The organism is Allobranchiibius huperziae (assembly GCF_013410455.1).
Lineage (GTDB): Bacteria > Actinomycetota > Actinomycetes > Actinomycetales > Dermatophilaceae > Allobranchiibius > Allobranchiibius huperziae.
In genome coordinates, this window is record NZ_JACCFW010000001.1 from 1731157 (window position 1) to 1756564 (window position 25408).

Here is a 25408-nt window from a genome sequence, read left to right on the forward strand (position 1 = left end):
CCGGACCAGCGACCTCGGATGGGATCAAGGCGTCTCAGCTCGCAACCCGACGACCGTGCCGCCAGTACTGACGACTATCGATCCGTCTGCAATAGCGACGTATTGCGGATAACCCCATGCTCCCGGGACGGTAGCAGTGGAGATATGGGCACCGGTCGATGCGTTATATGACTGAATCTCGTTGTTATTTACCAGTAGCCAGACCAGGCCCCCGGCGCGCGCCGGCCGCGCGCCGTCCACAGGGGCTGCGACGGTCCAGGTGGATTTTCCGGTGGCGGAGGAGAGGCTGCTGAGGTAGGAGGGCCACGGCGATTGCCCCTCTTGGTCTCGCCAACTGACTATCAACTGCCCGCCAGCTGCTGCTCCGACGGTGACGTGGTCTGCGTAGCCACCCGCCGGACGGTTAGACCACACAGGTTGACATACGGATGCTCCGCATCCTGATGCGTCATACGCATCAACCTCGTTGTCGGTTTCGACAATGTACACACGCCCGTCAGCAACGATGGGGCCCGAAGAATCGAGTGGATTGACCAGTGCTGACCACAGGAAGTTTCCGGTGGTTGCGTCGTACACCCGGAGCTGACCCCCTCCCCACCTGAACAGGGTGCCTCCCGCTACTGCGTAGTCGATGAACGGGGTTCCGTCGGAGTCAGTTGTCGCCCAGCGCAGATGCCCGTCCGATACGTCGAAGGCGTTGAGATTGGCTCCGTCGTTGAAATAGGCAGTCTCACCTGAGACCACAAGACGTTCTGCGTAGTCGCCGTTGCGGATCGGGCTTGTGCGCCACAGGATCTTGTGGCTCTTGAGGTCTACGGCGAGCACGCCGGCGCCATCAGGGGCTTGTGCGTAGGGCAGCAACAACTTGCCGCCGGTGATCGCGCCAGATCCGAAGGTGCCCAGGGGAAGCTGCAGGCTCCACAGTGCTGCTCCCGAGACCGCGTTCGTAGCTATCAATGATGTCGGGTCGACGGTCCTTCCTACATTCGGGACGACATAGGCCACCCCATCGGAAATAACCGCCGCAGCTGGACCATGAGCGTTTATCGTCCAGGCCGTGTGCAGCCGAGTGGCCGTAGCTGCCGTCAGTTGCGATTCGCCGAGGTTCACGTTGGTGTTCGCCGCGTCGGCCTCACCCTGAGACCACGCGTCAACTGGTGTCAGGCTCGGCTGCGGCGTGAAGTACCCCACCACGTCGACCCAGAGGTAGGCCGCCCGTGACACGTACACGTTGATCTTGCCGTCGGCGCTGACTTTGACAGTGGCCGAGTTCGCGGTGGTGCCACCGCTGGGGTAATCCAAAGTCGACGCCACGGGTCGGGTGGTCCCGGTTGGGTAGGTCGTCAGGTAACCCGGCCCGGTGCCACCGGTTGCGGTGACATTGACCTCGACTGCGTTGGTCCCGGTGGTTGGGATCCCGTGTGCTCCGCTGATCGTCAGTGAGAGCACCCCACCAGTCGGCACCCGTCCCTTAATGACGCCACCTGTGCCGTAACGGGTGTCAGCGATCCGGGTGGGTGTGAGCGGGGCGTAGTCACCACTGGTCGGAATCCAACCAATGACGTCCGCTAGCAGATCGACCGCCTGGGATGAGTACAGATCAACCTGGCCGCCTGCCCCGACCTTCGCGATGGACATCTCCGCGGCAGCATGCCCCGGCATGTAATTCGCAATAGAAGCATTGGGCCGCGCCGCCCCAGCAGGGAACACGGTCAAATATCCAGCAGCAGAGCGGGATACGGCCGTCACGTTCAGCACGACGGCCCCTACCCCGCTGGTCGGGACACCGCCTCGACCGGTCACCGTCACCGCAGTCGTCGAACCGGCACCTGGGTGAGCGTGGGCACGGCGGGTATCCGACAATCGGACGGGGACCAGAGGACGGTACGCCGCACCGGTTGCAAAGTACCCGGCAACGTCCACGAACAACTGCGTACTCGACGAGGTGTAGACATCCGCAACCCCACCGGAACCAACTTTGACGATCACCTGGTTCGCGACAGTCTGGCCCGCAACATAATTGAGTGTGGATGTCGTTGGACGCGACGAACCCGCCGACCACGTCGTCAAATACCCGCCACCCGAAGGCGCTGTCGCGGTCACATTCAACACAACAGCAGAAACACCCGCGGAAGGAATCCCGCCGTGGCCAGCTAGACGCACAATCGTGGTGGAACCACTAGCCACAGGACCTTGCGCCGCCCCCAGCCCACTACGGGTGTCCACCAACCGCGCCGGCGTCAACGAGATGAAGCCACCTGCACCCGACTCCCCAGCAGATACAACCTGGGTCCTCGCCACATAAGCATTAGCCGGCACCGCCCCCAGCACCGAGGCGACCATCGCCACCGCCGCCAGCAGCACAACAAAAACTCGCGTCATCGCGAAACCCGTTCTCCCCACGGCCCGCAGCGGCGTCCTACAACGCGACTCCGCTGACGGCCAACAATCCGCGTGCTGCGGTCACCGGAAAATACCACCGCCCCGCCGCAGCGGGTCCCGCAAATGCCCTACTCCCCCACCCCACACGGCTCAGTGTGATCGACGGGGCGCACCCCTGCGGGCAATCCCGTTGTTTGAGCCCGCACAGCGCGGGCCAATGCCGCGCAAGACTCCAACATCTGGGCCTCGCCGGATACATTCGGTCGACCCCGGCGCCGAGCAACGCAGATGATCCAGGACTTAGGTCTCGCTGCTCAGTCGAGACCTCGGACTTCCCCAAACACGGTCCCGCCACTCCCTACCAACGGTTCAGAAGCCGTACTTGAAACAACCTCCGGATCAACGCGTTTACGGACCAGCGTTCCGGGCTGGTCCTGCCCGGTGCGTTGGGGGTGCTGCCAAGGTGGTCCGGAAGCGATCGTCAGTGGACCACCAGATCCGCGCCACATCGGGCGCTCAGACTGGACCGCGAACCCGAACTGGAATTGGCCCATGTGGCACAGCTGACCCATAGGCTGCGCGTGGGTGTGGCCGACTTGGGGGACCACACCAACCACCGGAAGCAGGTTGGATTCATGATTCGTCGTCTCGCCGTCCTGGGCGCGTTACCCGCCATCGTCGGGCTGGGCATCGCAACAGGAGCGTCGCCCGCGCAGGCAGCACCTACCCCATCGCCAGCTGCGTACCGCGCCACCGTCCTGCGGGCGGCCGCAAAAATGCAACCTCACGCCGCGGGCACTTCTTACGAGACGTGTTCGCTGGTCCCACCAGCGCGTGTGCGGGTGGTGCAGCAATTCGATCTGTTCAACAACCGGTTGACCGGCGGGTGCGTTTTACACAAGGGGCCTTCAGCGATCTGGTACATCGGCGACAGCCTTGGCCAGTCCATCAGCTCAGTGCTCTTCGACCATGAAACCTCAGGGGTCGCGCCCCTATTTGCTGAGACGCCGCTCGGGCAGCAAACCTGGAAGGGGTGGATAGCGTTCGACGCCGAAGGTCACAACTACAGCCAGAACACCCCCACCACCACCTTCAAAGTCGGTTCCTGGGCGGGTCTGCAGACGTCCCGATCCGGCAGCAAAGTCACCATCGACACCCGCGCGGTGCGCTACGCCACCAGCCTCGACTACAACATCCCCTGGGCGAACGAGACCGGCGTCATCCAATACCGGGCCAAGGGCGGCACCGCCTGGACCAGCCTGAAATCGTTCACCACCAACTCCGCCGGCGCCACGTCCTACAGCTACACCAGCACCGCCACCTGGGACTACCGAGCCGTCTACACCGAACAGTCCACCATCTGGGGAGCCACTAGCCCCACCTCACAACGCTGATCCACCCAGCACCACAACAGGAGGGCCGCTTCGATTCGGGGCGGCCCTCCTGTTGTGGTGCACCACTCCCCCGCTCGCGTCCTGACTCGTGCTCGAAGTTGCCACGATCGGACATTTCGAGCAGGTGCAGCACTGAGCACCGCTTTCGAGCAACAGTCTTCGCGGATCTTGGCGTGCGGCAGGAGGCAAGTGCGGCTGCTCGAAAGGGATCGTTAGTGAGCAGCATGGTGAGGGCCACCGCGATGAGCCACGCTGAGCCATGGAGCAACTACCGGTGCCTTCTCCGGGCTCATCGATCCCACCCTCCGACGTGCTTCCTGCCTGGAATTGGGTTCCGCCTGGAGGGCTGGCGGAAAGACTTGATCGCGTACCTCGTTGGGTTCGCATCTGGTCTCGCACCCCCTGGGTAGACCGCTACGCGTATAAGTGGATGTGGCACCGCGGCGGATGGGATGTTCAGGTCTGGGGTCCCGACGGCCCACCTCCTATCGCAGGGGTCCGCGAACCGCGCCGGCCCTTGCCACCAGCACCCGCCTCGAGCACCGAAGCGCCTCCAACGCGTACACCTGGGGTCTAGACCCTGGGACAGATGTGTCCGGGAACCCACATTTGGACCTCAAGCCGACGCTTCTGAGCCGCTTCTGCACTGTCGTTCTGGGGTTTACCCCACAACGACAGTTGCGTAGCGCAAGTGGTGCTTAGTCGTCTGCCGCGCGGCGGGGGCAAGAGTGAGAACATCCCTGCGTGAACAGGGGTGAGCAATGGCTGAGCTGATCGTGCATCGGGCCAGCAAACTGGGGATCTTGCGTTCCTACGCGGTCTTGATCGATGGGCAGCGGCGCGGTCGTATCCGGTGGCGCGCCACTGAGCGGTTCGTGGTGCCCGATGGCCCAGTGACCGTGCAGGCTCGGATCGACTGGGCGGGATCGCCGGTGTGGCACGGTCACGCCGGCTCGGAGCCAACGCAGGTGACAATCAGCACCGGCGACCCGGTCCTGGGGACCGTGTTCCAAGACCGCATGCTCGTTCTGCACCAAGACGGGCATCCGCTCACTGCCGAGCAGCAACACCTCGTGGAGCAGGGCAACTCTGCGGTGAGATGGTTCGGCGTTCTTTTGCTGGCGTCGGTTCTCTTCTTCGTGGCCCTCTTCATCTCGCTGACCACCCACCACCCGGCATTGGTAGGACTGGCTGCGCTGCTGTACGCCGTGGCCGTTGGTGTTGGTCTCGGGGTGTTCATTCGCTCCAGGTTGGCCGCCTCGCGCGATCGGCCTTCAGTACAGGCATGAACCAGCACGCAGAGGCAGCTGGCGAAATTCGGTATGACCTGCGCGCACGCCGCCCCCGGTTCGCGAAATGGATCGCTGGATTAGTGGTCCTAGTACTGGCCTGGACCGTCGTGCGGGACGCCGCTCAGGGGGCATCGCCTGTGCACTACGTCATCCCAGCCTCTTCGTCGTGCTGTTCTGCATCTGCTCGACCCGGACCCTCAACACCGTCGTGGTCAACAGGCAGGGCATCCGCCGCCCGACCCGGCGATTTATCCCTTGGTCACAAGTGGAAGCCGTCCACCAAAGCAAGTACTCCGACCTGGTCTCACTGCAGCTGGTTGGAGGCCGCGATTGCAGCACCGGGCTACCCGCCGAATACGCACAGCGACTGGCGGAAATCGGTAACGTCCGTCGAGCGTGAGGAAGGCTTCTGCAACTCCCCCGCCAACCCGTCCTGGCGGTAGACGACGACCGGATCTAGCTCGCAGTCTCGCGGTGATCACGTGTCTCTGTGCCGCTCGAATCGACTGTTCGCCAAGAGGCGCGAGTGCCCGGTTGGACCACCTCGTCGCCGACCCGCGTCCGGCATAGCATTCTGGCCGTGCCCAGTTCGCCGGTGCCCGAGTTCGATGCTGTCCTGCGTCGCATGTTTCATCGCGACGGCGTCGACACGTTGCCCGCGCATCTCGAGCGGGCGCACGGTATCGCGGTCGCGAAGATTACCAAGCTCGACGTCGGAGTATTCAAGATCGACCAGGACGACGGCGCCGTCCTGGTCGTGCGCATGTTCTCCGCTGCCCGGCCCTTCGCCGCCGCGCAGGGTGACCTCGCTGTCCTTCGTCACCTGGCCGAGCTCGACTTCCCTGCCGAACGACCGCTGCAGGGCTCGCCATTGACCCAGCACGAGGGCCAGGCCGTGCTCGTCACCGAGTTCGTGAAGTCGGCCCCGAAAGCCGAGCAGCCCCCGCATCCCATCGTCCGTCTGGGCGCCGGCATCGGCCGCCTGCACGGATTACCGGTGCCGCATGACGCCGATCGCCCGGCCGGGGCATTGCACCACTTCGCAGAAGGCACGATGTCCGACGAACTGCGCGCTGCCGCATCTTGGCTCGACGCGCTCGCGAAGCACACACCAGGAGTGGCCGCCGACGGGGTCACGGACCTGCGCGCCGCCCTAGACGACTCCGACGGCGGCGACGGCTTGCCCGAAGCATTCGTCCACCCTGACCCCGTGCCCAAGAACGCGATCTTCACCGCCGAAGGCCCAGTCCTGATCGACTGGACGTCGGCGGGACGGGGCCCCCGCCTGGCCTCGATGACCCTGGTGCTGAGATCGAAGTGGGCGGCCCGGCCGTTACTGAAGGGCTATACGAAGTCCGTCACCCTCACCGCCGACGAACGCGAGCGACTGGCCGGCCTGCTGTTCAGCCGCGCACTCATCGACCGGGTATTCCGGGTGTGCTGTAAGCCCGAATCCGCCCCTGCAGCGGCGAAGAGACTGTCCACGCTGCGACGTGACAGCGACAAGCAGGCCGAACTTCTGCTCGCCATGCTGGCGTCACCACCATTCCCATGAATGATCCACGATCTGAGCGAACGCGGATGGTGATCTCGGGGACGGCCGCTGCGAGGTCGAAATCGAGGTGAGGCGACTCGATGGAGGCACCGGTGACGATTCCTCGGGCGTGCGTCGAGTCTGAGCCGTCGGTCTGCTGTTGACGAATCTCGGTCGCCGATTCCTTGTCGGGACGAGTCCTGGAGACTGTGAGACTCGCTGGCGTGTCTCAGGGGGTGATGATGATCGGCACTGTGCTGACGGTGCTCGGGTGCTTGATCTGGGGGGCGATCGCATTCGGTGTGGGGCGGTGGTTGTTGCATCGTGCCGAGCCTGCGCGGGGCCATTCAGCGCTGGCGGCCGAGTTGGGCCGCCTAGCGGGCCGGCGGGCTCGGAGGGTCGCCGCGGTGGTGGTTGATCTGGACGCGGTTCCCGTTGCCCGGTCGGCGTTCATCGATGCTGATGAGGACAGTCGCTTCGAGATCGGGTCGGTCACCAAGGGCCTGGTCGGGATGCTGCTCGCCGAGGCCATCAGCCGACGCGAAGCCAGCCTGGATACGACCCTGGGCGATCTGCTGACCGAGACCACGGGCAGCCAGGTGGGCGCGGTGACGCTACGGGAGCTTGCCACCCATACCTCTGGGTTGCCTCGGCTACCCCACTCGCCGGCGATGGTGATCCGCGTGCTCCTCGGCGGGTGCTTCGGGGTGGATCCGTATCAAGGTACGAGTCCAGCCTCGGTGATCATCACCGCCTGCCGGCAGCGTCTGTCCGGCCGTGGCCATTACCGGTATTCCAATCTCGGTGCGGCGCTGCTCGGACACGGTCTAGCCCGCGCCGCCGGCTGTGACTTCGCAACGCTCCTGGCCGGTCGGGTGTTCGCCCCGTTGGGCATGTCTGGCGCGGGCACCAACGCAGCCGGAGCGGTGCCACGCGGTTGGACCTCGACGGGGCGGCGCTCCTCTCCCTGGTCGGCCGGCGGGTACGGCCCGGCCGGCGGCGGAGTGATCTGCACCGCTACGGACATGGTCCGGATGGCCACCGCCCTGCTGGACAGGACCGCGCCCGGGCGGGCCGCGATCGAGCCGATCGCCGTGGTCGAGCCGGGTAGGGCGAACCGCTCGTCGGGCATGTTCTGGATCGTCGATCAGCACGACAGTGGCCGCACTATGGTCTGGCACAACGGCCAAACTGGCGGCTACTCTGCCTTCTTCGCCCTGTACCCGCAGGCCCGCCGTGCCGTCGTCGTCCTAGCTGACACCGCGAACGCCGCCGCTCAGGAGCGCGTCCCACTCGGCTTGACCCGCTGGCTCACCAACACCACCGTCGAGGACGACACGACGCCGGACCGCACCGACTGAGGAACCACAACCGTCGAGGACGAGCGCCACGCCTACCTCACGACCCTCGGCGCGCGTATGCACGACCTCATGGGCTGCTGGAGAGCGAGGCGCAGGAGTGGCTTGACGATGAGGACGACGACCGGTGATGACCGCCGCCGGCGAGGCGCGAAGCCCCGAGCATCACGCCAGTCCCCCACCTTTTGTTCACCAGTCGCGCTCCGTTCGCGGTGGATCGTGATGAGCAGGCCGCGGCAGCGTCAATGCCGCGGGTCGCACCGTGGATCCCGAATCATGGGCCCACGCACTATGCGAGGTGCGGCGAAGTCGTCCTGATTGACGACGATGCTCGCCTTCTCGGCCGGACGCTCCTCGCGGACGTAGAGGTCGTACGCCGCCATGTACCGATCGGCGTAGGCCCGGCGCGCGTTGTCGACTCCCCCGAGCGCCTCCGCATCGCGTGCCACGCCGCGGGCGAGAGCGATCTCGCGACGCACCTCCAGATAGATCACGTCGTCCCAACAGGCCGAGAGTGATCCGCGCTGCAGGAACGTGCAGCCAAACACCACGACCGCGTCTCGAGGTGCAGTGGCCATCTCGTCCGTCACGACCCGGTCGGTGCCCATGTCGTGGACCTTGGTGGCGTACACACGCGAGCCGTCAGGGCCCAGGGGAAGAAGCACCCGCTCGACCAGCGCGTCGAAGTTGTAGGCGTCGTCGTAGTAGCCACGCGCTGAATCGCGACCCTGCCGGTAGCGGATCCCCTGCGCGTTGTGGAAGCCGTCGGAGTCCACGTGAACCGCAGGGCGGCCACGCGCGCTCACCGCCTGAGTCAGCTGGACCGCCAGCGTCGTCTTACCCGACCCGCACGGACCGTCGATACCGACGCGTAGTGGATGACCGATGTCGGCTGCGGTCAACCGATCGGCAAGGGCCGACACGACCTGCTCTCGGACAGTCATGTCCGCGCATCCCTCCGCCGACTCGACGACGAGACAATCGGACACCGCACGAACGGGAGTTCTCGCACGGAGCGAAAGCCGACGGGTGCCCGCGGTGTGGGACGGTGCTGGGCGTGGACACCCAGCATCTGCTCGTCGTGGATCCAGCCGGATCCATCGAGTTGGTGCCCCTTCCGCACCCTCCGCAGGACGTCACCTCTTTCGCAGAGCTGGTCGCGGTCCTGGGCCCCGAACGAGAAGTCACGCCTGCCGGCCCGCCGCTGCGAGGGCCCGGCCAGGTCGTACACCGGGTGCGGGGCAAGGTGACCACTCCCAGCTCGAGCATTTCGGACGAGCTGAGGCCGCTGGTATCGACAGCGCTCGACGAGGAACGAGGTGGACCGGTCCCCCTCGAGCGTGCCGCCTGGTGCCGCGCGGGCTGGGCGGAGCAGACCGCAGCGTGGGTGGATGAGGTGCTGGCGCAGCGTGGCGAGCACCGGACGGGCAGGTCCACCATCCTGAAATCGTGGGGGCTCTCGCAGGTGGAGCGGATCCCCACGAGCAACGGCATCCGCTACCTCAAGGCCTGCTCCCCGCTGTTCGCCCACGAACCGGTCACCACCGCGTGGCTGGCAGACGCTGCCCCAGCGGTGGTGCCCGGTGTGCTCGCCATCGACGAAGCGCGGGCTTGCCTGCTGATGCACGCTCTTCCGCCTGCCATGACGGCGATGACCGTCGAACAGGAAAGGCTGGCGACGTGCACCGCGATGGCCCAGATGCAGGAGGCCGTCGCGGGACGCATGAATGAGCTCCGTGCGAGCGGCGCGCCCGATCGCAGATTGTCGAGCACCAGTCGAGAACTCGTCTCCATGCTTCAGAACGGTCTCACCGCGGGACATCTGGACGGTCGGCGTCATCGAGAACTGGAAACGGGTGTGCAGCGCGCCCTCGCTCTGCTCGATGAGTTGGCCGACTGCGGGCTGCCGGACGACGCCCTGGTGCACGGCGACCTGTATCCCGCCAACGTCGTCGTCGCTTCGAGCGGCGCGGTGATCTTCGATTGGTCCGATGCGTGCCTCGGCCACCCGGTGCTCGACCTGGCGCACCTGTGTGCCGATCGCCCCCGCACCGCACGTGCCGAACTCGACTGGGGTGCCCCCTGGGTCCAGGCATACCTCGAGCCGTGGCGCGAGAGATGCACGGAGTCGCAGCTGAAGCGAGCCCTTGCGCTCGCGGGCGTGGCCGACCTCGCCTTCCAAGCCGTCACCTATGAGCGGATCCAGGCCTCGATGGAACCCGATGAGCGACAAGATCCCGACGGCGGCGCCACGGCGAGGGCTCTTGGTGCCTTGGTGGACAACCTCCCGGCGCGATGAACTGCCGGTAGCCACGTGTGGCGGTCACAGCTAGCGCAGCTCAGTGCACACAGCACTGTCGACCGGGTCCTGAACCTGTGAAACTCGAACGATGGTGTCGGGTAGACGACGAGACGCCGCACGGGTCGTTGCCGGAATCTTGGCTGTGGCCGCAGCTCTGGAACGGGCTCGGCCTCGTGCTCACGGTTGCGTTGTTGGTCTGGATCGGTCGAGGGCGGATGGCACTGTCGAGCCGCCCGGACATGGCGCTGTCCGTATTCGCGCTGGTGACTACCGGCCGCGTCGGTCTATGGCGCCGCACTGATCCAGAACATCACCGCGGTCGAGGACATCACCAACGGCGTCTCGCACTACCCGATGCAGGCTTCGCAGGCGCTCGCAGTTGAGGGTCGGTCGCTCTGGCCGCGATCACGTGGAGCCGGCTGCCGACCTGGACGGCCGCGTCCTCGGCGTTGCGGCTGGGCACCGGAACTCTTCCCGGTGACGTGGTGGACGGCCGCGACCACCCTGGTCGTCGGTTCCCGCACGCTCAGACTCTGCCAGCGGCGTCACCGAAGCGACGCAGATGGATCTGGTCCTGCCGTGACGCGCGGACCTGTCGCTGCGTCAGTCGTGGCGACTCGTCAACAGTCGTGTGAGGGCACCTCGGCCGGCGATGCGTTGATGTCGAGGTCCCAGACACCGTCGCCATAGGTATCGGGTGGAGTCAGCTGGGCGATCTCCCCGTACGTGTCCGCACCGCTGGGCTCGTACGAACGGAAACCGGGCCCGGAGGGTCCCTCCGCGGGTGCTGTGTCGGACGACGGTTCGTCGGACGTGTTCTTCTTCCACCCCAGACGCTGCATGAGCGCATCGACGTCGAAAGGTGTGGTGCTGGGCGCGTGAAAGGTCAGGTCCACGTCGGCATTGGACCAGCCCGGCGCAGCGCCGTCACAGGTTTGCGGGTCCCAGCGGAACCCGTGCACCGTGGCGTGGACACCCTGTGCTGTCGCGGGCACCGTGCGCCGCGCGACGGCCTGCAACGCCGCCAGACGCTGCCCGCCGGGGTCGGGGTTCCCATGTATACGCGCAGACGCTCCGCTGCCCGGGATGACTCCACAACCCGCGACCGCGACCATTCCCACTGCCATGAGAAGTCCTCTGCGGAACGGGCGAGCAGACGTCCCGGTCGGTCGCGTGTCACGGCACGCCACGCTGTTCCTCATCTGGTCGTCGCTCTCCCCCGTTGAATCGCGCCATCGAATCACGCTCCGAACCATCGATGGACGCGCATCGGCGCTATTCCATTGCCGATACTGGCGCACGTTATCGACGGCGGGGACGACGACGCGCGGTAATCACGCACGGTCGGACCAGCTCGAACGCGTTGAATGAACCGTCGTCACCGCCGAGAGCAGTAGCCCCTTGCGCACGAATGGAACGCTCGGAACGAGAGTCGACCGAGCGCCCGGAGTCGACGTCGACCACCACAGACGCTCGATCGCGCCTAGCCGTTGATGGCGGTGATGAGGCTGTAACCGGCAAGCGCGACCATCACGATCGCGGCGACCCGGGTGATCCACTTCAGCGGCAGGACGGCCAGCAGGCTCTTGCCGCCGAGGATCGCCAACAGTCCGACCGCCCACAGGCCGAGGGTGGCGCCGATGGCGACCGAGATCGGGTCGTGGTACTTGGCGGCGAGGTTCGCGGTCAGGATCTGCGTCAGATCGCCCCACTCGGCCACGAAGATGACTCCGTAACCGAGCGCGGCCACGCGCCAGAACCCCGCCGCGTCGGGCGCCTCGGCGACCTGCTCCTCTTCCTCCTCCTCGGTGTCCTGGCCCTCGCGCCAGACCAGGACCGCGCCCAGCAGGAAGAGGGCGGCCACCACGAATTCGACGGGACGGCGTGGCAGGAGGGTCAGCAGCGAGCCGGCAGCGACGGCGATGACGACGTGCGTGAGGAACGCCGCGGCCATGCCGGCGAAGACCCATAGCCAGGGGAAGCGCGTACCGAGGACCAGACCTGCGACGGCAGTCTTGTCGGGTAGCTCGGCCACGAAGACGAGGCCGAAGACGATGGCAATGATGGATGCGCTGAGCACTGAGGGTTCCTTGTGGGTCAAGGCCGCGACCCGACCCTCCGGCGCGTGACAGGAGACGTCGGACCGACAGCCGAAGGGCTGATGGTGGTCCGAACGTCTCGTCCAGCCGGCATCGCCGACCCTGGACACCGGGCCGCGCGAGGCGGCCAGTATGTCGACATCCAGTCGAGGGACTACTCCCGTTCGCCGGTCAACCTACCGGCCACGTCAGACGCCGACAAATTCGACCACACGCAGCACCGCCATATGCCAGGTCGCGCGGCATTCATGCGCGCACGGTGGGGTCGGACGTGGATCGATCGTGGGTCGGGGGGCGTTGTGTTCTCCGGACGGCTCACCTTCGAGTCCGAGGCTTGTGTGGCTACCTCAAGGGGCGTTGCCGAAGAGTTACGACGAGAGGAAATCGAATGCTGGTGACGGTGGATGCCCACCGCGATCGGGACTTCTGGTTGCTCTGGGCGGGTCAGGGGCTGAGCATGGTCGGCTCCGAAGTCGTCATCGTGGCTGCCCCGTTCGTGGCGGTGATCGTGCTGCACGCGTCGGCGCTACAGATCGGAATCCTCAGTGCCGTGCAGACTCTGGCGTTTCTGCTCATCACTCTGCCCGCCGGGATCGTCGTCGACCGTGTCGGTGCGCGCAGAACGATGTGGTGGGCCAACCTGGCACGGACGGGGTTGGCGGGAACGACTGCACTGCTCCTCGCGAGCAGGCACCTCACGTTCAGCACCTTCGTGATCCTGACGGCGGTTGCCGGCTGCAGCGCGGTCTTGTTCGAGGTGGCCTACCCGACCTTCGTGCCACAGATCGTCGACGCGAAGCGGTTGACGGGCGCCAACAGTCGATTGACGGGCACCCAATCGATGGCGCAGGTGCTCGGCCCGCCGTCCGGCGGCGTACTCGTCGGTGCCGTCGGCCCCGCCGGAGCGTTCCTGGTGGACTCCTTGTCCTTCGTGGTCTCCCTCATCACGCTGGGCCTGATTCGAAAAGATCACGGCGACAACCGAATCGAGCAGTCGACTGCGGGCGTGAGGGGTCGCAGCGTGGTGGCTGGCATGACGTTCGTGTGGCGTGACCGAATCCTGCGCGCGGGCATGTTGTGGTCCGGGTGCGCAAACATCTTCGTCGTCATGGTAGAGACCATGGGAGTGCTCTTCCTGCTGCGCGAGCTGCGGTTCTCCGCCGGGGTGGTCGGCGCATTACTCGCGGCCGGTGCTGCCGGTGGTGTCGTCGGCGCGGTGCTGGTGAGGCGGGTGAATCGGCTGCTCGGTTCCGGTCGAGCCACCTGGTTGATGATGACCGCGTTCAGCCTCCCTGGCCTGCTGATCCCGCTCACCGGTCACGGGCCCCGAGCCGTCTTGTTCGGCATCGGGTCGGCCTCGTGGGCGATGTCGGCGACCATCACCTCGGTCAATCTGCTCACCTACCGCCAGGGGGTGGCGCCGGGCGGGATGCTCGGTCAGGTCAACGCCGCCGTCCGCTGGGTCACCTGGGGCACCCTCCCGGCCGGCGGCGTGCTCGGCGGTCTGCTGGCATCGAGTGTCGGAGTCCGCAAGACCCTCTGGATCGCGGTGGTCGGCGGATGTTGCTCCGGACTCTGGCTGCTGTTCTCACCGCTGCGGACGATGCGCGAGCTTCCGGCATCGTGATCCGCCGCCTGGCGAAGAACGGCGCGAACCAACTCGGGCACAGAGAGACTGCGAAGCCAGCGACTCAGCCAGAGACTGGCTGTGCTGCCTCGTCAGATGTCAGCAGGATGACGTTGCCGTCAGGGTCGTCGACCATCGCCGCGAAGGGACCGGAGGTCTTGGTGGGCGACATCCGGCCGTGATACCCGGCCCCGGTCAGCGTCGACCACATCCTCTCCACCTCCGAATCCTCCCCCACGTAGAACTCCAGCAGCTGCTGGTAGCCGCCGCCGGGGCGCACGAACGACGGGTCGTACTGTCCCGCGAAACCCGTCGTGAGCAGCAGACTGACCCCGCTCCCCATCCGGTGCACCGTCACCGGTCGGCCTTCGAGCGGGTCCGGCACGTCGAGCCCCAGTGCTCGGTAGAACGCGATCGAGTTGTCGAGGTCCCGCACCTCGAGCACGACCATGGCGAGTTGGATCTCCATCGGTCGATTGTGCAGCGGTTCGGACCGGAGCATGGGGACAGACCGGCAGCTGATGTCAGAGGTTCGCCCTACTTTCAGCGCATGGCAACCGCGGCGCATGACAACAGTCCCGAGCCCTCGCCCACACTTGCCGACCTGCGGACGGCGTTCCTGTCGTCGTGGGGCTCCGATACCTGCTACCCGGAGTCTGAGCACGAGTGGAGCGACTCCAATCCGGCTCGCGACCAGTGTGGGATGACCGCGCTCGTCGCGCACGACGTTCTGGGTGGCGAGATCACTTTGGCCGAGGTCCACGTGGCGGGCACCAAGGTGGGTCATCACTATTGGAACGTGCTTCCGGACGGCACCACTGTCGACTTCACCGGCGGTCAGTTCCGCCCGGACGAGGTCATCACCAACGCGCACCCCGTGATCCGCCCGCCAGACGCACCGCATCGGCATCGTGACCGGTATGAGCTGCTGCGCTGCAGGGTCCTCGATCACCTTGAGCGCGCGAGAGACGAGACCCTGGAAGCCAGGCAAGCACGTTAGCCGGTGCGACGACATGGCCTGCCGCCATATGGCTCGGTGCTCACACCCTCCTTCCGCTCGCACCTCACGGGCGCGGGGGCGATCGAAAGTCCCAGCCGGGGTGAGCCGTTTCGAGTACCTCGAGATGTTCTTCCCACTTCGCCGTTTCGAAGCGGGTAGGGGCGTCGATCGCGACGTGGCCTCGATGTACGCGAAATCCCCAGCTGAACGCGACAATCGGAGCGGCGGCTCGCGTCACAACTCCGTCCGGGCTGACAGCGAGGTACGAGCGAGCCTGCCAGGTCAGGTCCGCATCAAGACCACGGTGTGGCGCGTCGAAAAGTGTCGGTGCCATCCCGAAGAACGCGTACGGAGTATTGACCCCGTCGAACAGCGCCAAGGGGTCCAGCTCGAAGGTCTCGGGCCGCTGCGAGTCGCTCGACCGGACGAATTGCACCCACCCCATCGCGGCGGCGTACCCGACTCCCGCGTAGTCGATGGATGCCGTGCACATGGGCAGTCCCGCGCCGTCCTCAGGTGACAGATGGGGGTCGAGTGCACCTCGACCCGAGCTGGCTGCGTCCGCGGCGGCCTCCAGTTCGACGCGGACACGGCCCATCGCTCCACGCAGCATGAAGTCGATATCGAGTCTCACCGCAGCAGAGTCACACACGTGGTCACGGGTTGGTGTGAAGCAGCACCCGACAGCTTCCTGCCGCACGTAACATTCTGGATCGATGCAGAATCGGCGTGTGGCCGACGACGCGATGATCCGGCGGGCGAAGTCCTTCGAGTCCGGCGCTGGCGCCTACGAGCGATTTCGGCCTGAATACCCCGAGGCGCTCTTCGATGACCTGCTTGCATCGGCGGGTCCGCTTATAGGACGCGGTGTTCTGGAGGTCGGAGCAGGCACCGGACGGGCCACCCTGCCGCTGGCACGACGCGGAGTTCGCCTGGAGGTGATCGAGCCGTCGCAGGACATGTTGCGAGTCCTGCGGGATCGACTGACCGCGGAGCATCTGCTGGACGCGGTCACGATCCGGCGCGGCACGTTCGAGGACATCGACGTCGCTGAGGCCCCCTTCGGAGTCGTCGTCGCGGGGCAGTCGTTCCACTGGACCGATCCGCGCACCCGATGGTCCAAGCTGGCCACCCTGCTCGGTGAGGACGGCATCGCCTTCCTGTTCTGGAATGCGTGGCATCTCGACCCGACACATCATGATCTGGACGCCGTACGCCGGGTGTATTCAGAGGATGACTCCGGCCTCGTCCCCGATATCGAGGGCGCCAACCCGGTCCACGGCAGCTCCGATGAGGAGCAGATCGCCGCGGACCCGGCCCTCACCACCGCCGTCGCTGCGACGTATCGATGGGACCGCGCACTCCCCGTCCACGACTATCTGAGCCTCCTTTCCACTACTTCCTCGTACGCCGTGGCCGGCCCGGACGACCGCCGACGGCTCTTCACCGCTCTCCGACCTGTGCTGGGCGCGACCGTCCGACTTCGCGGATCGACGCTGTCCCTCTCCACCCGCGCCGCGGGGCGCGGCTGAACGCACCTGGGACGGCGTTCTCACTTGCCGCCGACCACGACCCACTCGGCGTAGAACAGTCCCAGACCTGCCGCGACGCACAGCCCGCAGATGATCCAGAACCGGATGGTGACGGTGACCTGCTCCCACCCGAGCATCTCGAAGTGGTGGTGGATCGGAGTGATTCTGAACAGTCTTTTGCCGACTCCGCCGTTGCTGCCCTTGGTGTACTTGAAGTAGCCCACCTGCAGCATCACTGAAAGCGTCTCGAGGACGAAGAGGCCGCCCAGGATGGGCACGAGCAGCTCGGTGCGGGTCATGATCGCCAGGCCCGCCAGTGCCGCACCCAGGCCGAGGGAGCCGGTGTCGCCCATGAAGATCTGCGCCGGCGACGCGTTCCACCACAGGAAGCCGAAGCAGGCGCCCATCACGCTGGCGGCGACCACAGCCAGGTCGAGCGGGTCGCGCACGTCGTAGCACTGGGACGAGCTCACGAACTGGCAGTTCTGGTTGAACTGCCACACGCTGATCAGCACGTACGCGCCGAACACCATCGCGCACGCCCCAGACGCCTGGCCGTCCAGACCGTCGGTGAGGTTCACGCCGTTGCTGGTGCCGGCGATCATCAGATTGGCCCAGAGCACGAACAGGATGATCCCGATGACGGTGCCGTGGAACGCGAAGTCGAACCAGGTGTCCCGCACGAACGAGATGCGATAGCTGGCCGGGGTGATGCCGCCGCGGGGGAACTTGGTGGCCAGGATCGCGAAGATGACGGCTACGACGGTCTGCCCGATGAGCTTCTGGCTCGACCGTAGGCCGAGCGATCGTTCGCGGGTGATCTTGGTCCAGTCGTCCAGGAAGCCGACGAACCCGATGCCGACCATCAGGAAGAGCACGAGCATCCCGGACACCGTGGGCGCTGACCACGTGAACAGATGGGCCAGCGCGTAGCCGACCACCGAGCCGGTGATGATCACGATGCCGCCCATCTGGGGCGTGCCGCGCTTGGTGTGGTGACTGGTCGGGCCGTCGTCACGGACGAACTGTCCCCAGCCGTTGCGCTTGGCCAGTGAGATGAAGTACCGGGTGCCGACCAGCCCGATGGTGAGCGCGACGAGGGCGCCGATCAGGATCAGCTTCATTGCGGCAGCACTGCCGCAATGACGTGCGCTGCAACGAGTCGGGGCCTACGCGTGCGCCGGTCCATCGTCTTGACAACCCCACCCTGTTCGACGGTGACCGGCCTCGAGAATCGCAGCCTGACCCATGACTGGCTTGGAGGTTACGGCGTCGACAGCGTCTGAAGCGGCATTGGCACCGGCGTGCCTCGGCGCCCGCCTGCAGGCCGGCTCGACCGACCGCGGATTCGTCGGGTCCCCAGCTCAGCGGAACTGGGGACCCGACGAGTCCGCGGGTCCCGCTCGCCGAAACGGCGCAGATCGAGTCAGTCCGAAGAGTCACCCTCCTCCTCCACTGCTTCGGCGGCCCTCGGCCGACGGCGAACGAACAGGAGCACCAGGGCCAGCACGGTCACGACCACGATGCCGCCGCCGACGAGGAGCGGAGCGCGGCTCGACCCGTTCGCAGTGGTGGCTTTCGTCGCCGAGGCGGCCTGCGTCGTCGACGTCGCACACGTCGTGCCGGTCGTCCCTGAGGCCGCGCGAGTGCCGGCTCGGGGTTGATAGGTGAAGCTGATGCTGCTGGTGACCGGATGCCCGTCCGCGGACACGATGCGCCACTCCACGTCGTACCGGCCGCCCTCGCCGAGCTGGGCCGGGACAGTCACCACTCGTCCGAGGACGGCGGGGCAACCGGTCTCGTAGAACCGGCCACCGGGGCCGGTCACCCGCACCCGGTTGCGGATGACCGGCGAGTTGAGCACGACATCGTCGAACGTCAGGGCGATCGAGCCGGGCTGGGAGCGCACCGTGCTGTTGGCGCCGGGCGTGCTGGAGACCAGGTAGTCGTGAGCGGACGCCACGGGCACCACTCCCCCGAGCAGCAACACGGTGAGCACGACCGCCGCGCACCGCGCGACGGCCGTCCGGCGGCCCTTGCCACCGCGGTGACTCACGCCTTGGCCGATCGGATCCTGGTGAGCGCGTACGCCGCGACGACCAACGCGACAGCGCCGACTCCGATACCGGCAACCCCCAACCACTGGCCGGACGAATCCCCTGAAGCGGTCGTTGCTTGCCGGGGTGCGGCTGCGACCGTTGCAGCCGGATCCGCCGCGCCGGTCGCCGACGCCGCGGAGCCGCCGGGCGGCGCGCTCTTGATGTAGAGCATCGGTGCGGGATGCTCGGGCTCGGCGCCCGAGGACGGCGTCGACTCATCCCAGTTCACGACCGATCCGTCGGTGTAGGTCTGCTGGGCGGAGAGCTTGAGACTGCCCACATCGGGCACCGGCCCCACCGAGATCGCGAACGTCTGGAACTGCCCCGGCGCGATCCGGGCTGCGGATGTCGAGGCCGTCCAGGTGATGCGGGTCGGCGCCTCGGTGATCGTCGCGTCGTCGGTCTTGATCGGCGTTGCGAGCTTGCTGGTGGTGACCTGCACCGACCACCCCGGCACCGGCTGGTAGGACACCGAACCAAACGGGTGGTCCGTCGGAAGGGTGAGCACCAGTCGATCCGTGGAGGCGGTCGCCGATTCGGTGGGCACCTTGAAGGTCAAGGTGGCGTACGACCCGGGCGCTGCGGTGGTGGGCGTGACGCGTACGTGCGCCTGCGCCGCGGCGGCCGGTGCCAGCACCGCCAGAAGCGTCGCAGCGCCGGCGGCGGCAGTGCGCGCGGTCGTACGACGGACGGTGGAGGGGATGTGCTGCTGATGCATGGTGTTCCTTCGTATGAGGGGTGGCGGCAGGCGGCAGGACGCCGCACGGCAGCGAGAGGTCTGTGCAGACACGCGGGATCGCACCTCGTGCCACGTAGGGCAGCACGGACGGCACGTCGCACGAGCGAGATGGCACTCGGGTTCGACGCCGGACGGCGCCCCGACCTACCCGCGACGTCGCCGTCGCCGGGTCGGCAAGGATCCGCAGCTCACGGCGTGACGCGGCAGCGGACTAGACGACCGCCAGCGGAGGGCCTCGGCGGCCGATGCCGCCGAGCACGTGACCGGCATGGGTGGCAGCGAGGACCCTGCTCGCTCGCACGTGACTCATGCGTACGGCGGGTGCCATCCTGACGGCCGCGACGGGAAGGAACGCTCGCACCAGGCGGGCAACGAACCACACGGCCTGTTCACCGCGAGCGAGAACGACTGCCGTCAGGGCGGTTGCGACCACGTGCGCCAGCAACATCCACCCGCCGATGTGGAGCAGATCGGGGCCCGGACCGGCTGCGGCGTGGCCGTTCATCGACATCGACATCGGCGCCGACGCGGGTCCTGCCATGGGCGGCCCCACAATCATCAGCCCCACGTGCAGTGCCAGTTGCAGCCCGCCGAGCAGACCGGCGATCGCGGCCCGGCCGAGTCGGCGGGACGTGCACGCCCAGCAGACAGCGAACGTGATCAGGGCGAGCCACCCACATCGGGCAGCGCCGGGAAGGGTGCCCCCTCCGACTCTGTGGGCCCCGACGGCCAGACCCAAAGCCGTCACGGCCACCACGGCGGCGCGAGCCGACCGTAGCCAACCGCGCGTCGGAGAGCTCACCTTCCGCAGTGTAGGCAGCGAGGGTGCACCCGATCGCCGCGGTGCCGGTCGTCAGGCCGGCATCGCGACCACCTCGCCGGATTCCCGCAATTCGCGGGAACCCGGTGAGGTAGTCGCAGCCACGTCTTCGGTCGGCTCTAGATGCGTCCGTCGAGCCACAGGTGCCACTGCCGGACCCACTCGATGCGCAGCAGACCATTCTGCTGCCAGGGGTCGCCGCTGAAGTGGCGGCGTACGGACGCCTCGTCATCCGCCTCGACGAAGTGCAGGATGTGTTCGCCCTCCCCGAGCGGCCCACCGAGCACGATCACCCCGTCCGCGACCAGACCGTCCATGTACTTCGCATGGGTCTCCCAGACCGATTGCTGCCTGATGTCGAGAGCGTCGTCCCACGCCGGTCCCGGGCCGATCAGCACAGCGAACTCGGTGGTCGTCGCGGCGGTCGGATCGGCTTGCCGGGCGGTGGCGACACCGCTCGACGTTCGGCTGTGCCGGGTGTCGGGCGAGCTGGCCTCGTGACATTCATACAGGTCTCGTAATAATGCAGACTCGGCGCAGTGATGGGTCAACTCCTCGATCACGTGCAGCACGTAGGAGCGACGAGTCGCTGTCCCGTACTCCCCCGCCGGGGCTCCGATGGCTGTGGACAGATCGATGTCGTCACGTACGACGAGGGCGCGCCAGCGGGTGTACGCCTCCTCGGCTGCGGCCATCGCGTCGGAGGCGCCGACCGGGTCGGGGCGTGGACCTTCGACGGGTGCCCTCACTCCGAGCCATGTCCAATTGCGTTCCTGGGCCAACATGTCGGTGACGTGGCCTAACCTCCACCGGATGCTGATCCGCGTCTCCGGCGCCGGACACCACGCCCACTCCTCGTCGCTGAGACCCGACATGCGCGCCCCGAAACGGGCCCACACGTGGTCAGCCAACTCCACGATGTCGTCCTGCGAAGAGGTCATCCGCCGAGTATCCGCGCGATCGCGTGGGGCTGCCACGGTGACGCCTCGATGAGAGCCAGTGGCCGCGTCGACCCGTTCCGGGCGCGAGACGTGGTCGGCGAGCTGTGTGCCCATGATCGGGGCGGGCGAGGACTGGGTCAGCGGGTACGAACCCCGGTGCGGATGCTGCCCGTTGCTGGACAGCCCGGCGAGCCGATTGGTCGAGTACGGACCAGAGCACCCGAGCACCAGCGCGGACCACCTCTCCACGACGTACCGGGTGGAGCTGGACGTGCAGACCGGAGTCGTCGTGCGGATCGATGCCCTGGACGGCGCCGCGGGCTTGGTGCTGAGCAACGAGATCCACGGTGTCGACACGTATCTCGCACCACCAGGACCGTCATCTTCATAAGCCGATGAGCGCCGAGGTGTGACACTGCTCGAATGCAGTCCTTCGAGAGCAGCCGGCTCCTGTTGCGGTCCTGGTCAGCCGACGATGTCGACTTCGTCTTCGACATGTACTCGCGGTGGGAGGTGCAGCGATTCATCGGCCGCGCCCCGAAGGTCATGACCGATCGCCGCGACGCCGAGGCCGCGATCGAGCGATGGACCGGCGGGGACCACCCGACGTACGGGATCTGGGCCGTGCAGCACCGCGAGGAGGGCCACTTGCTCGGCACCCTGATGCTCAAGCCGATCCCTGCGTCCGGTGACGACGACCCACTGCCCGACTCCGGCGATGTCGAGATCGGCTGGCATCTGCACCCGGACGCATGGGGTCACGGGTACGCCTCCGAAGGGGGCGCTCGCGCGCTGCAGCATGCCTTCGACTCCGGGCTCGCCCGGGTCGTCGCGGTGACGTTCGAGGCCAACACCGCGTCCCAGGCCGTCGCCAGGCGCATCGGCATGACTCACGAAGGCGCGACCGACCGCTACTACAACATGACCTGCGAGCTGTTCACCGCCACGCATCCCGGATCGGGCTCGGATCGGATCGCCTCGTCGATCTGAGTCCCCTCACCCTGGTGTTCTCAGATGCGCGCGGCGCGAAACGGTGACACATACAGCCCGACTGCTACAGCGCCGAAGATGACGGCCGCGACGAGAAGCGACACTCGTGTCCCCGCACCGGTCACGAGTACGCCTGCCACCGGGGCGGCCACGACGATGACGGCCCGGTTCATCGCGCGCATCGTGGTGTTGGTGCGAGCCTGCAGATGGTCGGCCGTCAGGGCCTGTCGGTAGCTCGTCTCGTGGGAGTTGCTCAACCCCATCGCGAGGCCGTGGCACGCCTGGCCGGCTCCGAGCACGAACGTCGCGGCCCACGCCTCGTTCCCGACACCCGCAATCGCCATTACGACGACGCCGAACGTCGTCAGCGTGTGGGCGGCGATGACCGCGCCCCCGGTGCCGAGCCGATGACCCACGGCGGTGCTGATCGTCGCACCGAGCACCGCGCCCGCACCTGCGAGAGCGGCGGCGATCCCGAACTGCAGGACCGACAGGTGCAGGGTCCGCAGCGCGAACGTCGGCACGGCAACCCCGAGGATCGCGTTCGCCGCGAACCAGCCGTGGGTCCCGATCGCCAGCCAGCGCAACGGTGCACCCCGGTAGATCCATCGCACACCCTCGCGGATCTCGGTGTGCAGCCTCGCCCGGGACACGACCTCGGGCGCCGGCTCCGCACTGCGCAGGGAGGCCATCATCGCGGCCGAGTACAGGTAGCTGGCCGCATCGACGAGGATGGCGAGCGGGGCACCGAACACATTGATCAGGACACCCGCGATCGCCGGGCCTGCGGTCTGCGCCACCGCATCGGAGCCGTCGAGACGCGCGTGCGCGCGCTGCAGGTCCTGGCGTGCGATCAGTCGCGGCAGGAACGCCATCGAGGCGGCGTCGTTGAAGAGGGCCGCCGAGCTGTAGAGGGCGACGATCACCAGCAGAACGGGCAGCGACAGCATCCCGAGCGCCCAGGTCAAGGGGATGAAGCCGATCAGCACCCCGCAAGCGAGGTCGGTGCCCACCATGAGCGGCTGCCGGCGTCGACGATCGACCAGCGCACCGGCGTACAACCCGAGGATGAGGTACGGCGCCCAGCGGATCGAGTTGAGCCATCCGACGTCCTGAGCGCCGCCGTGCAGCGTCCGCAGGACCAGCACCTGCAGACCCAGCAGCGTGACGTAGGTGCCGAACGACGAGACGGACTCCCCCAGCCACAAGCGCCAGAACATTCGCGGGAGCGTGCCTTGACGCGGTGCGGGCGCCGCCGACATACCGGCACCCTATGTGCCCTCGGGCACAGCGACGCTCAGTCGCCGATGTGCAGCGACAGCTACACGTCCGCCGCGTTCGGATCACCCGATGCACCAGCATCGATCCGCGTTACCGTGAAACCTTCGCGCTCGTAGAACCGGTCGCGACGCTGCTCGCAACGTCGTCGGTGGTCGCCGCGCGCAGGAGCTCCATGCGGCCGGGATGCGCGCGACCTGGTCGTCGCCTCCGGGAACGTGCGGTGGGAAGGCGGCCCGCTGACGGCCCCCGTCCGACGTGGGGCCGGGCTGGCTCCGGGTCAGGCCGAACGGACGAGGTCGGGCACGTCGGGCAGGCGCCGATAACCTGCCGACTCGTACGTCGCCACCCCGCCGCCGTTGGCGGCCCGGGTGCAGACCGTCGCGCTCGACGAGCCCATGTCCCGAAGGGCGGCTGCCGCGGCGACGCAGATCGCCCTCCCGTAACCGTGGCCGCGATGGTCCGGGTGGACCCCCATCGGCTCCAGCAGACCCGGCCTGCCGCGACCTGCGGACCACACCGTCACCGCGGCCACCGCATCGCCATGCTCGTCGTACGCCAGGAGCGACCGGGCGTCGGCGTACGGCAGACCCTCCGCCATCGCGTGCCAACGCTCGTCGGTGAATCGGGCGCTGTCGAACGCCGAGCGGTGCACGGCCGTGTGCGCAGCGACGCGATCCGGTCCGACGAGCTCGATCCGCACCCCCGGGTCACCCACCGGTTCGGCGAGATCACGGGCGAGCGGGGTCCACTGTTCGCCGGGCGCCCACCCCGCATCGCTGAGGAGCCCGCCCAGCACCGCTGCGTCTCGCGCTTCGACGGCCACCTCGCCTTCAGGCAGGACACCGCGATCCACTCGTGTGATGTCGGCGGTCATCTGCTGGGCCAACTCATCGTCGTCCTGAGCCGCGGGCGCGATCGTGAGTCGTAGGACACCAGGTCCGTCCAGCAGGCCGACGGCGAGGATGCGGCCGTCACGGCTCCAGGTCCGCACGGCTGCGGCCGTCGCTTCGGCGCCGGTGGTCCAGCGCCAGCCGAGGTCGCCCGGATGCAGCGGCACGGTCTTCGCGTCGTACTGCCATTCCCTCAGGGCGCGAACGGCGTCGCCGAGATCGTCGACATCCGGGGTGTGCATCGTGACCATCATGCTCTGATCACACACGAGGCCACCCCGCGAACGCACCTTGTTTTCGAGGGCGGCCCACATGGGGGGCGGCCGGCCGCGACCTCCAGTCAGCCGACCGCCGGGACTACACGGCGGGTCAGTGCTCGCGCCAGCAGGCCAGCACGAACGAGGCCACCGTGTAGGCGAAGTCCTTGCGGGTCGTCTTCTCGACCCCGACCACCGGCTTCATGGCGGTCGCGTCGACCTCGAGCGTGAGGTTGTCCCGCACGAACGACGCAGTCCCGCCGGCCGTCTCGTACGCGGGGAGACCTAGCGACGCGAGACCGCTCAGAGTGGACGCCTTCGCCGCGGCGGCCTTGCGGGAGTCGAAATAGGCGCTGGCCGTCGTGTCGTTCGTGGACTGCTTGACCCGCAGGACCAGATTGCCGTCGGCCAGGGCATAGGTGCAGGTGAAGAGGTTGTCCGCCCACTTGCTGGTGCCCTTGGGGGTCGCACTCAGCTTGAGCGAATCCCTGATGTTGGTCGGGACGTCGCCACCGCACACCATCAGCGCCTTCTTCGGCGGCGTCGCCCCCATGGTCTGGCCCGGCGCCATCGACATGCCCGCCATCGAACCTGCCGAACTGGACGACGACGAACTCGTCGAGGGCGTGGACGGGGTCGTCGATTTCGAGGTCGACGAAGCGGAGGTAGTGGTGGGCGACGTGCCGCTCGTGGAGGAGCTTCCGCACCCGGTGAGCACGAGGGGTGCGGCGGCCAGGACGACGATCGCCGTGCTGCGGAGCTTCATGATCATCCTTCGACGGGCGAGACGCGATGACGTGCACGTGGGCGGACCGCCGCGCTGCCGCCTGGGCCGGGCAGCAGTCGCGGTGGTCGCCGGTGGTTCGTAGAG

Annotated in this window: 25 protein-coding genes; 11 read left to right on the forward strand and 14 right to left on the reverse strand. The window is 67.2% G+C overall.

Going from position 1 to position 25408, the window contains the following annotated elements:
- Positions 1-24: 24 nt before the first annotated feature.
- Complete coding sequence (locus HNR15_RS08230; protein WP_179480719.1) at positions 25-2382, reverse strand: outer membrane protein assembly factor BamB family protein; 2358 nt, start codon at positions 2380-2382, stop codon at positions 25-27.
- A gap of 554 nt (positions 2383-2936) precedes the next feature.
- Between HNR15_RS08230 and HNR15_RS08235 the strand changes: the two genes are divergently transcribed.
- The 4 genes from HNR15_RS08235 (at position 2937) to HNR15_RS08250 (ending at position 7963) form a co-directional block, all read left to right on the forward strand.
- Positions 2937-3776 (forward strand): hypothetical protein, encoded by an 840-nt coding sequence (locus HNR15_RS08235; protein WP_179480721.1) that lies wholly within the window; start codon positions 2937-2939, stop codon positions 3774-3776.
- A gap of 761 nt (positions 3777-4537) precedes the next feature.
- Positions 4538-5065: a hypothetical protein gene (locus tag HNR15_RS08240; RefSeq protein ID WP_179480723.1), complete on the forward strand. Its 528-nt coding sequence runs from the start codon at positions 4538-4540 to the stop codon at positions 5063-5065.
- A 493-nt stretch (positions 5066-5558) separates the two neighbouring features.
- Positions 5559-6623: a phosphotransferase gene (locus tag HNR15_RS08245; protein ID WP_179480725.1), complete on the forward strand. Its 1065-nt coding sequence runs from the start codon at positions 5559-5561 to the stop codon at positions 6621-6623.
- Between the two features lie 203 nt (positions 6624-6826).
- The gene (locus HNR15_RS08250; protein WP_179480727.1) at positions 6827-7963 is read left to right on the forward strand and encodes a serine hydrolase; all 1137 of its coding nucleotides are present in this window, start codon (positions 6827-6829) and stop codon (positions 7961-7963) included.
- 239 nt (positions 7964-8202) lie between these two features.
- On the opposite strand, the gene HNR15_RS08255 is transcribed toward HNR15_RS08250, so the two are convergent.
- On the reverse strand, positions 8203-8904 hold the full coding sequence (locus tag HNR15_RS08255; protein WP_179480729.1) for a nucleoside/nucleotide kinase family protein: 702 nt from the start codon (positions 8902-8904) through the stop codon (positions 8203-8205).
- Positions 8905-9017: 113 nt separating this feature from the next.
- On the opposite strand from HNR15_RS08255, the gene HNR15_RS08260 reads away from it, so the two are divergent.
- Complete coding sequence (locus HNR15_RS08260; protein WP_179480731.1) at positions 9018-10259, forward strand: phosphotransferase; 1242 nt, start codon at positions 9018-9020, stop codon at positions 10257-10259.
- Between the two features lie 623 nt (positions 10260-10882).
- Here HNR15_RS08260 and HNR15_RS08265 read toward each other — a convergent pair.
- Both HNR15_RS08265 and HNR15_RS08270 read right to left on the reverse strand, forming a co-directional pair.
- Entirely contained in the window at positions 10883-11389 is a 507-nt protein-coding gene (locus HNR15_RS08265) for a hypothetical protein (RefSeq protein ID WP_179480733.1), read from the reverse strand.
- 356 nt (positions 11390-11745) lie between these two features.
- Complete coding sequence (locus HNR15_RS08270; protein WP_179480735.1) at positions 11746-12342, reverse strand: TMEM165/GDT1 family protein; 597 nt, start codon at positions 12340-12342, stop codon at positions 11746-11748.
- A gap of 407 nt (positions 12343-12749) precedes the next feature.
- Here HNR15_RS08270 and HNR15_RS08275 point away from each other — a divergent pair, with 407 nt between their 5' ends.
- On the forward strand, positions 12750-13988 hold the full coding sequence (locus tag HNR15_RS08275) for an MFS transporter (protein WP_179480737.1): 1239 nt from the start codon (positions 12750-12752) through the stop codon (positions 13986-13988).
- Between the two features lie 64 nt (positions 13989-14052).
- Here HNR15_RS08275 and HNR15_RS08280 read toward each other — a convergent pair whose 3' ends face one another.
- Positions 14053-14457, reverse strand: a complete 405-nt coding sequence (locus HNR15_RS08280) for a VOC family protein (RefSeq protein WP_179480739.1) — start codon at positions 14455-14457, stop codon at positions 14053-14055.
- Positions 14458-14538: 81 nt separating this feature from the next.
- Between HNR15_RS08280 and HNR15_RS08285 the strand changes: the two genes are divergently transcribed.
- A complete protein-coding gene (locus HNR15_RS08285) occupies positions 14539-14988 on the forward strand; it encodes a YunG family protein (protein WP_218883612.1) in 450 nt (149 codons plus the stop codon).
- Positions 14989-15052: 64 nt separating this feature from the next.
- Here the strand turns inward: HNR15_RS08285 and HNR15_RS08290 are convergent, their stop codons facing one another.
- Positions 15053-15688, reverse strand: a complete 636-nt coding sequence (locus HNR15_RS08290) for a hypothetical protein (RefSeq protein ID WP_179480741.1) — start codon at positions 15686-15688, stop codon at positions 15053-15055.
- 31 nt (positions 15689-15719) lie between these two features.
- On the opposite strand from HNR15_RS08290, the gene HNR15_RS08295 reads away from it, so the two are divergent.
- Positions 15720-16520 carry a methyltransferase domain-containing protein gene (locus HNR15_RS08295; protein WP_179480743.1) on the forward strand — a complete coding sequence of 267 codons (801 nt, stop codon included), beginning with the start codon at positions 15720-15722 and terminating at the stop codon, positions 16518-16520.
- Between the two features lie 20 nt (positions 16521-16540).
- On the opposite strand, the gene mraY is transcribed toward HNR15_RS08295, so the two are convergent.
- From mraY to HNR15_RS08320, 5 genes are all read right to left on the reverse strand, one after another.
- Positions 16541-17644, reverse strand: coding sequence for a phospho-N-acetylmuramoyl-pentapeptide-transferase (mraY, locus tag HNR15_RS08300; RefSeq protein ID WP_179480745.1), 1104 nt, complete (start codon positions 17642-17644; stop codon positions 16541-16543).
- A 302-nt stretch (positions 17645-17946) separates the two neighbouring features.
- Positions 17947-18576, reverse strand: a complete 630-nt coding sequence (locus tag HNR15_RS08305) for a copper resistance CopC family protein (RefSeq protein WP_343048471.1) — start codon at positions 18574-18576, stop codon at positions 17947-17949.
- Positions 18573-19337 carry a YcnI family copper-binding membrane protein gene (locus HNR15_RS08310; protein WP_179480749.1) on the reverse strand — a complete coding sequence of 255 codons (765 nt, stop codon included), beginning with the start codon at positions 19335-19337 and terminating at the stop codon, positions 18573-18575. Before HNR15_RS08310 ends, HNR15_RS08305 begins: the two co-directional genes overlap by 4 nt.
- 232 nt (positions 19338-19569) lie before the next feature.
- Positions 19570-20160 carry a hypothetical protein gene (locus HNR15_RS08315; RefSeq protein ID WP_179480752.1) on the reverse strand — a complete coding sequence of 197 codons (591 nt, stop codon included), beginning with the start codon at positions 20158-20160 and terminating at the stop codon, positions 19570-19572.
- Between the two features lie 137 nt (positions 20161-20297).
- A complete protein-coding gene (locus tag HNR15_RS08320; protein WP_179480754.1) occupies positions 20298-21119 on the reverse strand; it encodes a DinB family protein in 822 nt (273 codons plus the stop codon).
- Positions 21120-21231: 112 nt separating this feature from the next.
- On the opposite strand from HNR15_RS08320, the gene HNR15_RS08325 reads away from it, so the two are divergent.
- Together HNR15_RS08325 and HNR15_RS08330 are read left to right on the forward strand one after the other, a co-directional pair.
- Positions 21232-21510, forward strand: a complete 279-nt coding sequence (locus HNR15_RS08325) for a hypothetical protein (RefSeq protein WP_179480756.1) — start codon at positions 21232-21234, stop codon at positions 21508-21510.
- A gap of 32 nt (positions 21511-21542) precedes the next feature.
- Positions 21543-22109 carry a GNAT family N-acetyltransferase gene (locus tag HNR15_RS08330; RefSeq protein WP_179480758.1) on the forward strand — a complete coding sequence of 189 codons (567 nt, stop codon included), beginning with the start codon at positions 21543-21545 and terminating at the stop codon, positions 22107-22109.
- A 20-nt stretch (positions 22110-22129) separates the two neighbouring features.
- Here HNR15_RS08330 and HNR15_RS08335 read toward each other — a convergent pair whose 3' ends face one another.
- From HNR15_RS08335 to HNR15_RS08345, 3 genes are all read right to left on the reverse strand, one after another.
- The gene (locus HNR15_RS08335) at positions 22130-23329 is read right to left on the reverse strand and encodes an MFS transporter (protein ID WP_218883613.1); all 1200 of its coding nucleotides are present in this window, start codon (positions 23327-23329) and stop codon (positions 22130-22132) included.
- A gap of 338 nt (positions 23330-23667) precedes the next feature.
- Positions 23668-24549 (reverse strand): GNAT family N-acetyltransferase, encoded by an 882-nt coding sequence (locus HNR15_RS08340; RefSeq protein WP_343048472.1) that lies wholly within the window; start codon positions 24547-24549, stop codon positions 23668-23670.
- A 100-nt stretch (positions 24550-24649) separates the two neighbouring features.
- Positions 24650-25114 (reverse strand): hypothetical protein, encoded by a 465-nt coding sequence (locus tag HNR15_RS08345; protein ID WP_179480762.1) that lies wholly within the window; start codon positions 25112-25114, stop codon positions 24650-24652.
- On the opposite strand from HNR15_RS08345, the gene HNR15_RS08350 reads away from it, so the two are divergent.
- Positions 25089-25406 carry a hypothetical protein gene (locus tag HNR15_RS08350; RefSeq protein ID WP_179480764.1) on the forward strand — a complete coding sequence of 106 codons (318 nt, stop codon included), beginning with the start codon at positions 25089-25091 and terminating at the stop codon, positions 25404-25406. The two genes, HNR15_RS08345 and HNR15_RS08350, sit on opposite strands and share 26 nt — an antisense overlap.
- Positions 25407-25408 lie beyond the last annotated feature (2 nt).

Excerpts from the sequence above, each read along its gene's own strand:
- HNR15_RS08230 (WP_179480719.1), bottom strand. The coding sequence starts at position 2,382 with ATGACGCGAGTTTTTGTTGTGCTGCTGGCGGCGGTGGCGATGGTCGCC.
- HNR15_RS08240 (WP_179480723.1), top strand. The coding sequence starts at position 4,538 with ATGGCTGAGCTGATCGTGCATCGGGCCAGCAAACTGGGGATCTTGCGT.
- HNR15_RS08255 (WP_179480729.1), bottom strand. The coding sequence starts at position 8,904 with ATGACTGTCCGAGAGCAGGTCGTGTCGGCCCTTGCCGATCGGTTGACC.
- HNR15_RS08265 (WP_179480733.1), bottom strand. The coding sequence starts at position 11,389 with ATGGCAGTGGGAATGGTCGCGGTCGCGGGTTGTGGAGTCATCCCGGGC.
- HNR15_RS08275 (WP_179480737.1), top strand. The coding sequence starts at position 12,750 with ATGCTGGTGACGGTGGATGCCCACCGCGATCGGGACTTCTGGTTGCTC.
- HNR15_RS08280 (WP_179480739.1), bottom strand. The coding sequence starts at position 14,457 with ATGGAGATCCAACTCGCCATGGTCGTGCTCGAGGTGCGGGACCTCGAC.
- HNR15_RS08285 (WP_218883612.1), top strand. The coding sequence starts at position 14,539 with ATGGCAACCGCGGCGCATGACAACAGTCCCGAGCCCTCGCCCACACTT.
- mraY (WP_179480745.1), bottom strand. The coding sequence starts at position 17,644 with ATGAAGCTGATCCTGATCGGCGCCCTCGTCGCGCTCACCATCGGGCTG.
- HNR15_RS08310 (WP_179480749.1), bottom strand. The coding sequence starts at position 19,337 with ATGCATCAGCAGCACATCCCCTCCACCGTCCGTCGTACGACCGCGCGC.
- HNR15_RS08320 (WP_179480754.1), bottom strand. The coding sequence starts at position 21,119 with ATGACCTCTTCGCAGGACGACATCGTGGAGTTGGCTGACCACGTGTGG.
- HNR15_RS08325 (WP_179480756.1), top strand. The coding sequence starts at position 21,232 with ATGATCGGGGCGGGCGAGGACTGGGTCAGCGGGTACGAACCCCGGTGC.
- HNR15_RS08330 (WP_179480758.1), top strand. The coding sequence starts at position 21,543 with ATGCAGTCCTTCGAGAGCAGCCGGCTCCTGTTGCGGTCCTGGTCAGCC.
- HNR15_RS08335 (WP_218883613.1), bottom strand. The coding sequence starts at position 23,329 with ATGTTCTGGCGCTTGTGGCTGGGGGAGTCCGTCTCGTCGTTCGGCACC.
- HNR15_RS08350 (WP_179480764.1), top strand. The coding sequence starts at position 25,089 with ATGGTCTGGCCCGGCGCCATCGACATGCCCGCCATCGAACCTGCCGAA.
- HNR15_RS08345 (WP_179480762.1), bottom strand. The coding sequence starts at position 25,114 with ATGTCGATGGCGCCGGGCCAGACCATGGGGGCGACGCCGCCGAAGAAG.